11 protein-coding genes are annotated in these 10094 nt (G+C 70.3%); 9 read left to right on the forward strand and 2 right to left on the reverse strand.

Features of this window, described 5'->3' with window-relative positions; translation table 11 throughout:
* Positions 1–161 precede the first annotated feature (161 nt).
* The 9 genes from D7W81_RS35930 to D7W81_RS35970 all read left to right on the forward strand — a co-directional run bounded on the left by D7W81_RS35930 (position 162) and on the right by D7W81_RS35970 (position 9230).
* Entirely contained in the window at positions 162–1151 is a 990-nt protein-coding gene (locus tag D7W81_RS35930) for an AAA family ATPase (RefSeq protein ID WP_014398943.1), read from the forward strand.
* A gap of 36 nt (positions 1152–1187) precedes the next feature.
* Positions 1188–2069: a DUF58 domain-containing protein gene (locus D7W81_RS35935; RefSeq protein WP_120559894.1), complete on the forward strand. Its 882-nt coding sequence runs from the start codon at positions 1188–1190 to the stop codon at positions 2067–2069.
* A complete protein-coding gene (locus D7W81_RS35940) occupies positions 2066–3058 on the forward strand; it encodes a hypothetical protein (protein ID WP_120559895.1) in 993 nt (330 codons plus the stop codon). The genes D7W81_RS35935 and D7W81_RS35940 overlap by 4 nt, the downstream gene beginning before the upstream one ends.
* A complete protein-coding gene (locus D7W81_RS35945; RefSeq protein WP_244227675.1) occupies positions 3030–4043 on the forward strand; it encodes a vWA domain-containing protein in 1014 nt (337 codons plus the stop codon). The genes D7W81_RS35940 and D7W81_RS35945 overlap by 29 nt, the downstream gene beginning before the upstream one ends.
* Entirely contained in the window at positions 4043–5098 is a 1056-nt protein-coding gene (locus D7W81_RS35950) for a VWA domain-containing protein (protein WP_120559900.1), read from the forward strand. Before D7W81_RS35945 ends, D7W81_RS35950 begins: the two co-directional genes overlap by 1 nt.
* Entirely contained in the window at positions 5095–6114 is a 1020-nt protein-coding gene (locus D7W81_RS35955) for a tetratricopeptide repeat protein (RefSeq protein ID WP_120559896.1), read from the forward strand. Before D7W81_RS35950 ends, D7W81_RS35955 begins: the two co-directional genes overlap by 4 nt.
* Complete coding sequence (locus D7W81_RS35960) at positions 6098–7978, forward strand: BatD family protein (RefSeq protein WP_120559897.1); 1881 nt, start codon at positions 6098–6100, stop codon at positions 7976–7978. The genes D7W81_RS35955 and D7W81_RS35960 overlap by 17 nt, the downstream gene beginning before the upstream one ends.
* Positions 7975–8700, forward strand: a complete 726-nt coding sequence (locus D7W81_RS35965) for an SH3 domain-containing protein (RefSeq protein WP_120559901.1) — start codon at positions 7975–7977, stop codon at positions 8698–8700. Before D7W81_RS35960 ends, D7W81_RS35965 begins: the two co-directional genes overlap by 4 nt.
* 128 nt (positions 8701–8828) lie before the next feature.
* Positions 8829–9230, forward strand: a complete 402-nt coding sequence (locus D7W81_RS35970) for a response regulator (RefSeq protein WP_120559902.1) — start codon at positions 8829–8831, stop codon at positions 9228–9230.
* A 17-nt stretch (positions 9231–9247) separates the two neighbouring features.
* Here the strand turns inward: D7W81_RS35970 and D7W81_RS35975 are convergent, their stop codons facing one another.
* On the reverse strand, positions 9248–9580 hold the full coding sequence (locus tag D7W81_RS35975; protein ID WP_120559898.1) for a PilZ domain-containing protein: 333 nt from the start codon (positions 9578–9580) through the stop codon (positions 9248–9250).
* A gap of 277 nt (positions 9581–9857) precedes the next feature.
* On the reverse strand, positions 9858–10094 hold a 237-nt coding region (locus tag D7W81_RS42610; RefSeq protein ID WP_208721588.1), incomplete at its 5' end, for a hypothetical protein.

Consider the following 10094-nt stretch of genomic DNA (forward strand, 5'->3'; position numbering starts at 1 on the left):
CGCATGGCTCGTGGGCTCGGAGATGTGTATAAGAGATAGGGACATGGGAGGATGACCCTTTACGGGACGGGGCGGCTTGGCGGAATGTCTGGCGTACAGCGGTGTTGAGCCGGACGCCCGGGAACCCTAGGCTGCCCGCCGCCCAGGCCGACAGAGGGGACATGAACACCGACATTCGCGCGCTCACCGAACGCGTGCAGCAGGAAAGCAGCTTCGTCGAGGTCCTCAACCAGGAGACCGGCAAGGTCATCGTCGGGCAGCGGTACATGCTCGAACGCATCCTCATCGGCCTCCTGTGCAACGGCCACGTCCTCCTGGAGGGCGTGCCCGGACTCGCCAAGACGCTGACCGTGCGCACCGTGGCGGACTCACTCAGCGCCACCTTCATGCGCGTGCAGTTCACCCCGGACCTGCTGCCGGCGGACCTCGTCGGCACGATGATCTACAACCAGCAGACGGCCGCGTTCACCGTCCGCAAGGGGCCCATCTTCGCGAACATCGTCCTCGCGGACGAAATCAACCGCGCCCCCGCCAAGGTCCAGTCCGCCCTCCTGGAGGCCATGGCCGAGCGCCAGGTCACCATCGGCGACCAGACCTTCGGCCTGCCCTCGCCCTTCCTCGTGCTGGCCACGATGAACCCCATCGAGCAGGAGGGCACCTACCCCCTCCCCGAAGCGCAGGTGGACCGCTTCATGCTCAAGGTGAAGGTGGGCTACCCGACCCGTGATGAAGAGAAGGTCATCATGGACCGGATGTCCGGCGGCTCATCGCCGAAGGTCCAGCGGGTCATCTCGCTGGAGCACCTGGTGCGCGCGCGAGAGCTCGTCCACGCCATCTACATGGACGAGAAGGTGAAGGAGTACATCCTCAACGTGGTGTTCGCCACGCGTGAGCCCGCGCGCTACGGCCTCAAGGACCTGGCGGACTACATCCAGTTCGGCGCCTCGCCGCGCGCCACCATCGCGCTCGCGCAGGCGGCCCGTGCGCACGCGTTCCTGCGCCACCGCGGCTTCGTCACCCCGGAGGACGTGAAGGCCATCGCCTTCGACGTGCTCCGCCACCGCATCGCGATGACCTACGAGGCGGAGGCCGAGGAGCTCACCCAGGAGAAGATCATCCAGCGCGTCTTCGACCGCGTGGAAGTCCCCTGAGAAGCCCCATGCAAGGCCCCCGGTAAGAGCGCGCCCGTGCTGCCCAAGGACCTCATCCGCCGCATCCGCAAGTTGGAGATCCGCACCCGCAAGGTGGTCTCCGACATGCTGGCCGGCCAGTACCACTCGGTGTTCAAGGGCCGCGGCATGGCCTTCTCCGAGGTGCGGCAGTACCAGCCCGGCGACGAGATCCGCTTCATCGACTGGAACGTCACCGCGCGCATGAACGAGGCCTACATCAAGGTCTTCACCGAGGAGCGCGAGCTCACGGTGATGCTCCTGGTGGACGTGTCCGCCTCCAACGAGTTCGGCTCCAAGGACCGCACCAAGGCGGAGGTCGCCGCGGAGGTGGCCGCGCAGATTGCCTTCAGCGCCATCGCGAACAACGACCGCGTGGGGCTCATCCTCTTCTCGGACCGGGTGGAGAAGGTGGTTCCGCCGCGCAAGGGCCGCATGCACGTGCTGCGGCTCGTGAGTGACATCCTCACCTTCAAGCCGAAGGGCCACGGCACGGACCTGTCCTCGGGGCTCACGTACCTGACGCAGGTGTCCAAGCGGAAGGCCGTGACGTTCCTCGTGTCGGACTTCATGGCCACGGGCTACGAGAAGCCGCTGCGTATCGTGGGCCGCCGGCATGACCTGGTGCCCGTCGTCATCGAGGACCCGCTGGAGCAGCGTTTCCCCAGCCACGGCCTGGTGGAGATGGAGGATCCGGAGACGGGCGAGCGCTTCGTCGTGGACACCAGCTCCACCGCGGTGCGCGGGAAGTTCATGCGCGCCATGCAGGCCCAGCGCGACGAGCGCCGCAAGCTGTTCAAGAAGCTGGAACTGGACCACGTGGAGCTGCGCGCCGGAGACGACCACGGCAAGGCGCTGGCGAACTTCTTCCGCGCGCGGGCCCGGAGGATGGCGGCATGAGACACGCGCTCCTCCTCGCGGCCGTCCTGTCCGTCAGCGCGCCGGCCGCCCGGGCCCAGGCTCCTGCTCCGGTGAAGGCCCCGGTCGCCCTGGAGACGGTGACGCCCACGGGCGCGTCCGCGAGGGTGGAGCCGGAAGAGGTGCACCTGGGCGAGCCCTTCACCTATCAGGTGACGCTCACTCACCCGAAGGACCAGCGCTACGAACTGGTGGCGCCCACCGGTGAAGGTCCGGTGGAGCTGCTCCAGCAGACGCGCCAGCGCCAGGACAACGCGAACGACGCCACCACGACGTTCGGCCTGCGCTTCTCCGCGTTCGAGCTGGGCAGCGTGCAGTTGCCCGACCTCGCCTTCGACGTGGCGACGCCGGAAGGGCCTCGCCGCTTCGTGCTCAAGGGCAAGACGGTGGAGGTGGCCTCCACGCTGCCGCCGGACGCGTCGGGGCAGGGCGCGGAGCTCTTCGACTACCAGCCCCCGCAGGAAGTGCCCATCCGTTCGTGGACGCTGCTCTACGCGCTCGCGGCGGCGCTGGCGGTGGGCCTCGCCACCTGGGCGCTGGTGCGCTGGTGGCAGCGCCGGCCGAAGCGGGAGAAGGTCGTGCCGCTGCTGCCCCTGGACGTGCGCGTGCGCCAGTCCCTGGACGCGCTCAAGCGCGAGGACCTGCCCGGCCGGGGGCACGTGAAGGACTTCTACTTCCGCCTCTCCGAAATCGTGCGTGGCTACCTGGGCGAGCGCTACGGCTTCGAGGCCCTGGAGTGCACGTCGTCCGAACTGATGGCGTCCCTGCGCAGGCTGCCCACGCAGGGCCTGCCGGAGGACGCGTTGATGCGCTTCGTCTCCGAGTCGGACCTGGTGAAGTACGCCCGCGCCGACGCGTCCCCTGAGTCCTGCAATCAGGCGCTGGCCTTCGGCTACGACCTGCTCGCGAAAACGTACGTTCCTCCCGCTCCCCCCACGCCCGATGCTGCCCCCGGACCTCGCGTTCAATAACCCGGAGGCGCTCTGGGCCCTGCTGCTGGCGCCGCTGCTGCTCGTGCTCGCCTTCTGGGAGCGCAAGCGCCGCGCCACGCTGCGCTTCTCCGCCGCGCACGTCTTCGCGAAGGGCGGCCGGGGCTTCCGCACGTACCTCCTTCCGCTGCTCCCCCTCTTGCGCGCGGCGGCGGTGATTGCCGCGGTGGTGGCCATCGCCCGGCCGCAGTCGCGCGACTCGCGCGTGCGCGACCTGTCGGTGGAGGGCATCGACATCGTGGTGGCGCTGGACCTGTCCACGTCCATGGAGGCCGGTGACTTCCGTCCGCAGAACCGCCTCAACGTGGCGAAGGAGGTGCTCGCGGACTTCATCACCGGCCGCGTGAACGACCGCCTGGGCCTGGTGGTGTTCTCCGGCGCCGCGTACACGCAGTCCCCGCTGACGCTGGACTACGGCGTGCTGAAGGAAGTCCTCAAGCAGCTGCGCACCCGCGTGCTGGAGGACGGCACGGCCATTGGTGACGCCATCGCCACGTCGCTCAACCGCCTGCGCGACTCGGACGCGAAGAGCCGGGTGGTGGTGCTGATCACCGACGGCGACAACAACGCCGGCAAGATCTCCCCACTGGACGCGGCGAACATGGCCGCGTCGCTCCACATCCCCATCTACACCATCCTCGTGGGCAAGGGCGGCAAGGTGCCCTTCCCGCAGGGCACGGACCTGTTCGGCAACACCGTGTGGCGCGAGACGGAGATCCCCATCAACCCGGAGCTGATGCAGGACATCGCGGACCGCACCGGCGGCGAGTACTACCGCGCCACCGACCCGGAGGGCCTCAAGCGGGGTCTGCAGAAGGTGCTGGACGCGCTGGAGCGCTCGAAGCTGATGGAGGGCGGCGCCAGCGCCACGTACAAGGAGAACTTCCACCCGTTCCTGCTGGTGGCCTTCGGGCTCGCCGCGCTGGAGCTGCTGCTGCGCGCCACCTTCCTGCGGGTGTTTCCATGATGCCCACGCTGGAGGCATGGCGCTTCACGCTGCTGGGCTATCAGGTGGGGCTGGCGCAGCCGCTGTTCCTGGGCCTGTTCGTGGTGGGCCTGCTCCTGGGATTGCTCGCGCTGCTCAAGGCGCTGGGCCGCAGGACGCGGCTGTCGGCGCTCATCGCGGAGCGCCACGTGGCGACGCTCGCGCCCGGCGTGTCCGTGTGGCGGCCGGCGGTGCAGGGCGGCCTGTATGGCCTGGGGCTGATGCTGTTCGGGCTCGCGCTCGCGCAGCCCCAGTGCGGCACGAAGAGCGAATTGACGAAGCGCCGGGGCATCGACGTGGTGGTGGCGCTGGATGCGTCCAAGTCCATGCTCGCGCGCGACGTGCAGCCCAGCCGGTTGGATCGCGCGCGGCTGGAGCTCAACACGTTGCTGGATGAATTGAAGGGCGACCGCGCGGGCCTGGTGGTGTTCGCGGGGGACGCGTTCGTGCAGTCGCCGCTCACGTCGGATTACTCGGCGGTGAAGCTGTTCCTGCGCGCGGTGGATCCGGATGTGATGCCCCAGGGTGGTACCAACGTGGGCGCGGCGCTGAAGCTGGCCAAGCAGGTGCTGGACAACGCGGACCGGGGCTCCAAGGAGCGCGTGGTGGTGCTGCTGTCGGACGGCGAGGACCTCACGGGCGAGGTGCGCGAGGCCACGGATGCGCTGAAGGACGCGCACGTCCAGGTGCTGGCGGTGGGCGTGGGCTCGGACTCCGGTGAGCCCATTCCCGTCTACGACCGGCGCGGCGAGTTCGTGGACTACAAGAAGGACTCCAACGGCGACACCGTCATCACGCGCCTGGACCGGGCGGGCCTCACGGCCATCGCGGATGCCACGGGCGGCGCCTTCTTCTACCAGCCCAACGGTGTGGCCATGGGGCAGGTGGTGGAGCGCATCGACCAGCTGCAGAAGAGCGAGCTGGAGAGCCGCGTGACGGTCCGCTACGACGAACGCTTCCAGTGGTTCGCCATCCCCGGGCTGGTGCTGCTGGTGCTGGGCATGGCGCTCATCCCTTCGCGCCGGAGGGCCGCATGAGCGCGCATTCGATGCAGCGGCGCGCGGCGCGTGCGCTGGCGGTGGGCCTGGCGGGCCTCCTGGCGCTGCCAGGACCCGCGTGGGCTGTGGGCCCGCTGGAGAAGGACCACCCGCTGGTGCAGCGCGGGCGCGAGGCCTACGCGGCGGGGCGCTACGAGGACGCGCTCCGCGACTTCGAGGCCGCGAAGAAGGAGCGGCCGAATGATCCGACGGTGGAGTTCAACCGGGCGGACGCGCTGGCGAAGCTGAACCGCTCCGCGGAAGCGCGCGAGGCCTTCAAGCAGGTGGCGGAGTCCTCGCGCCAGCCCGGCCTGGCGCAGAAGAGCTGGTACAACCTGGGCAACCTCGCGGCCACGGCGGGCGACCGCTCGGAGGCGCTCAAGTCCTACCGCAAGGCGCTCACGCTGGACCCCACGGATCCGCTGGCCCGGCACAACTACGAGGTGGTGCTGCGCGACCTTCCTCCGCCCCAGAACGGCCCGGATGGCGGCACCGACGGTGGCCAGGACGGCGGCGACGACGGTGGACGTCCGGACGCGGGCCAGGACGGCGGCCAGAAGGGCGACGGCGGCACTCCGCAAGACGGTGGTCAGGACGGCGGTCCGGATGGCGGCGCTGACGGAGGCGCGGACGGCGGTGCGCAGGATGGCGGTCAGGATGGCGGCGCGGACGGCGGTGGCGGTGATGCCGGGCCCGGCGACGGTGGGGCGGATGGCGGCTCGGATGGCGGGCAGCAGGATCCGGACCAGAAGGGCGACGGCGGCGCGGATGGCGGCGCTGACGGAGGCGAGGACGAGGGCGAAGGCGACTCGCGCGATGGCGGCGCGGACGGCGGGAGCGAGGGCGAGGAGGAGACGGAGTCGAACCCGCGCGACGGCGGAAGTTCGCCGGGCGACGTCGACCGGCAGGAAGCGGAGCGCCTGCTGGATGCGATGAAGCAGAACGAGAAGAATCTCCAGCTCTGGCGTTTCCAGCAGAAGAAGAAGCAGAGGAAGCCCAATGAGAAGGACTGGTAGCGGGCGCACGGCGCTGCTCGCCGTGCTCGCCCTCCTGGCCACGGCGCCGGCGTGGGCGGCGGACATCGAGTTCTACCAGACGGTGGACCGCACCGAGGTGGGCACCGACGACACCTTCAAGCTCACCGTGGTGGTGGTGGACGCGCCGTCCAACGCCCAGGTGCGCCTGCCCGAGTCCAACGACTTCGAGGTGCTCTCCTCGTCGCGCGGCAGCCAGCGCTCCATCTCGCTGTCCGGTGGCGGCCCCGCCGTCATCCAGGACATCACCCGCCACGAATTGCTGATGCGTCCGCTGCGCGCGGGCAAGCTCACGATTCCACCCGCGACGCTCACCGCCGGAGGCCGCACGTACCGCACGGACGCCGTGCAGCTCACCGTGCGCGAAGGCCATGCGAGCGGCGCACCTCAAGCGCAGCAGGGCGGCCGGAACGCGCTGCCGGATCCGTTCCGCAACTTCCGCAACATGCCGGATCCGTTCGGGGGCGATGACTCCGACATGGAGGCCGACGAGCCGGTGATTCCGCGCGGGGACTCGGACCTGTTCCTGCGCGCGAGCCTGGACCGGGACGACCTCTACGTGGGCGAGCAGGCCACGCTGTCGCTCTACATCTACTCGCGCGTGGACCTGTCCAGCGTGGACGCGGTGACGATGCCCAAGCTGGAGGGCTTCTGGACGGAGGAGGTGGAGAGCCCCACGCAGCTCACGGGCGAGCAGAAGGTGGTGGACGGCATCCCGTACCGGGCCTACCTCCTGCGCCGCCGCGCGCTGTTCCCGGTGAAGTCCGGCACGCTGCTCATCACCCCGGCGGAGGCGGACATCACCACGGGCTTCCTCTTCGCGGGCCACCGCGTGCACCGCGTCTCCAACGGGCTGAAGGTGAAGGTGCGGCCCCTGCCGTCCGGCGCGCCCCCGAACATGTCCAACGCGAACGTGGGCTCGTGGCGCATGTCGCTGGACGTGTCGCAGACGCGCGTGGAGCTGGGGCAGCCCATCACGGTGAAGGTCATCCTGGAGGGGCAGGGCAACGTGAAGAACGTCACCCCGCCGAAGCTCACCGGGCCCGCCTCGCTGAAAATCTATGAGCCGACGACGACGGACCGGCTCATGCCCAACCGCAACCGCATCCAGGGCCGCCGTGTGGTGGAGTACCTGGTGATGCCGCAGCGCACGGGCACCTTCACGCTGCCGGAGCTGCGCTTCCCGTACTTCGACCCGTCACGGCGCCAGTACGAGACGGCGCGCACGGACCCCGTCACCATCACCGTGGAGGCGGGCGCGGGCGGCGTGTCCTCGCTGCCGTCGACGATGACGCCCTCGCAGGTGGCGGACGCGGCCAACGAGCAGAAGAACGTGCTCACCACCGGGGGCCTGCGTCCGGTGCGCGCCCAGGCCCACTTCGTGGGGCCGTCGCAGCCCGTGTGGATGCGGCCCTTCTTCGTCGTGGGCGTGCTGGCGCCGCTGGGACTGCTGGCGGGCGTGGCGTTCGTGGGTGGCATGCGCGGCCGGCTGGCCACCCGCTCGGAAGCGGGCCGGGGCCGTCAGCAGGCGAAGGCCGCGCGCAAGCGGCTGGCGGAGGCGGAGAAGCTCAAGGCAGGCGCGGACGCGGGGGCCTTCTACGTGGAGGTGGAGAAGGCGATGGTGGGCTTCCTGGAGGCGCAGCTCGGCTTCCCCGTCGGTGGGCTGACGCGCGAAGCGCTGGGGGAGAAGCTGGCGGCGGCGGGAGTGGACGCGGAGCGGCGCGCGCGGGTGCTCTTCGTGCTGGAGGCGTGCGACCTGGGCCGTTACGGCGGCGGGGTGGAGCCGGGCGAGCGGCGCAAGGTGCTGGCGACCGCGGCGGCGGTGATGGAAGGGTGGGCCGCATGAGCGACGCGGCGACGCAGGGCTACTACACCGCCGAGGAAGCGGAGGCCGTCTTCCAGCAGGCCAACGACGCGTACGGGCGCGAGGACTACGCCACCGCGCAGGCCCACTACGAGAAGCTCATCGCCCACGGCTTTGGTGGGCCGGACGTGCTCTACAACCTGGGCACCACGCACCTGGCCCGGGGCGACCTGGGCCGCGCGGTGCTGGCGCTGGAGCAGGCCCGGAAGCAGGGCGGACGTGCCTCGGACCTGGAGGCCAACCTGTCCCTGGCGCGGGCGCGGCAGGTGGACAAGGTGGTGGGCGCCGCCGCGGACGAAGCCTTCCTCCCCCGGCTGGCGGCGGCCACGGACGGCGCGGCGGTGGCGTGGGTCTTCTTCGTGGCGTGGCTCGTGGGCTTCGCGCTGCTGCTCTTCCGGCGCGTCTTTCCCTCGCTGCGGCGCACGGCGGTGGCGGTGGTGGCGGGCCTCTGCCTCACGGCGGCGGTGCCGGCGGTGCTGCTCCTGGGTGCGCACATCTGGGTGCACCAGAACGTGCATGAGGCCGTGGTGCTGTCCCCCACGCTGGTGGCGCGCGAGCTCCCTCGCTCGGAGGGGCGCTCCCTCTTCGAGGTGCACGCCGGCCTGAAGGTGCAGCTCCTGGAGGAGACAGGGAAGTACGTGCGCATCCGTCTGCCCAACGGCCTGGAGGGCTGGGCCGAGCGCGACGGCGTCGCCGAAATCTAGGCGGGGCCGGAGCGACCCCCGCCTGTAGGAATCCGGCGGTGGACTGCTTTTGTACAGAGGGGCATCCGGGAGACGTCGCTCCGCTGGACGTCGCCAGGGCAATGGCCTACGAGGGGCCCCGAGGAACCATGGCTGGCAACGCGCAGGCACCCTTCCACATCCTCCTCGTCGAGGACGAGCCCGTCATCCGCGAGCTGGTGCGCTCCATGTTGAGCGACGGCGCGGTGGACGTGGTGTGCGCGGCCAACGGCATCGAAGGCCTGAAGCTGGCCCGCGACCGCGTCTTCCACCTCATCCTGATGGACGTGGTGCTGCCGCAGCTGGACGGCGTCTCCGTGTGCCGCATCCTGAAGAGCGACCCCGTCACCGCGAAGGTGCCGCTCTACATGCTCACCGCGAAGGCGAGGAAGGCGGACGTGGAGAGCGCGACGCAGGCGGGCGCGGACGGCTACATCCACAAGCCCTTCCGGGGCGCGGAGCTGATGGACCTGGTGGAGCGGCTGCGCACGGCGCGTACCGCCGCGGACTGACGCTCCCCCGGAAGTCCCTACGGCAGGTGCGGGTGGAGGAAGCGGGCCAGGGCGATGAGGTCGTCCCAGTCCAGCTCGCCAAACTCCAGCGCGACGCCGTCCACTTCGCGGCGGCGGATGGTGCACATGGTGACGAGCTCGCGGTCGCCAGGCAGCGGCAGGGCGATGGTGAGCGCGCGCTGCGAGTCCGCCGGGTGGGCCTGGAGGAACAGGCCGTTCATGGAGACGTCGCGCGCCTGCGCGGTCACGGTGCGGCCCGACAGGAGCACCTTGACCTGGAGCCGGGCTTCGACGCGCGGGTGGTAGCGCTCGCGCTCGTTCGGACGGGGGCCGTTGGAGGGGGTCATCATCGGAGTGCTCACCTTCAAGTGCGACAGGACGCGACAACCATGAATCAGGTTGGCGCTTAGGCAAGTTTTCGGGTTTTCGTCCGCCGTCCCGTGGCGTGGACCGGGTGCGCGCGCACCGGAGACGCCTGACGCGGAAGGTGCGGAGCGCGCCCCTGTCGTTTCAAGGGGTTGGGTCCTGGCACGGACGGTGGAGTGCAGCCCCGGCGAATCCCTGCCGGAGGCACCTCTTGGAAGACCGTCGCATCCCGTCGTTGAGCATCGCCCCCTCCATCGCGCGTCAGACGCCGAAGACGGAGTTCGGTCCCACGTTGGCGCGAGCGGCGCGCGAGGTGGTGCGCACGGGCGCGGGGCTCGTGGGCGGCATGTTGCCGTCGGGCGCCATCTCCAGCGCGGTGGTGTCCACGTTGGCCGGCACGGTGTCCGCGGCGGTGCCGGCCGAAGCTGTGTCGTCGGTATCCGCGACGGGCGGTGCCTCCGCGATGTCAGCGCGAGCAAGTGCGGCGGGGACGACGAC

Origin of the sequence: Corallococcus aberystwythensis, from assembly GCF_003612165.1 — a bacterium.
In the GTDB taxonomy this organism is placed as follows: Bacteria; Myxococcota; Myxococcia; order Myxococcales; family Myxococcaceae; genus Corallococcus; species Corallococcus aberystwythensis.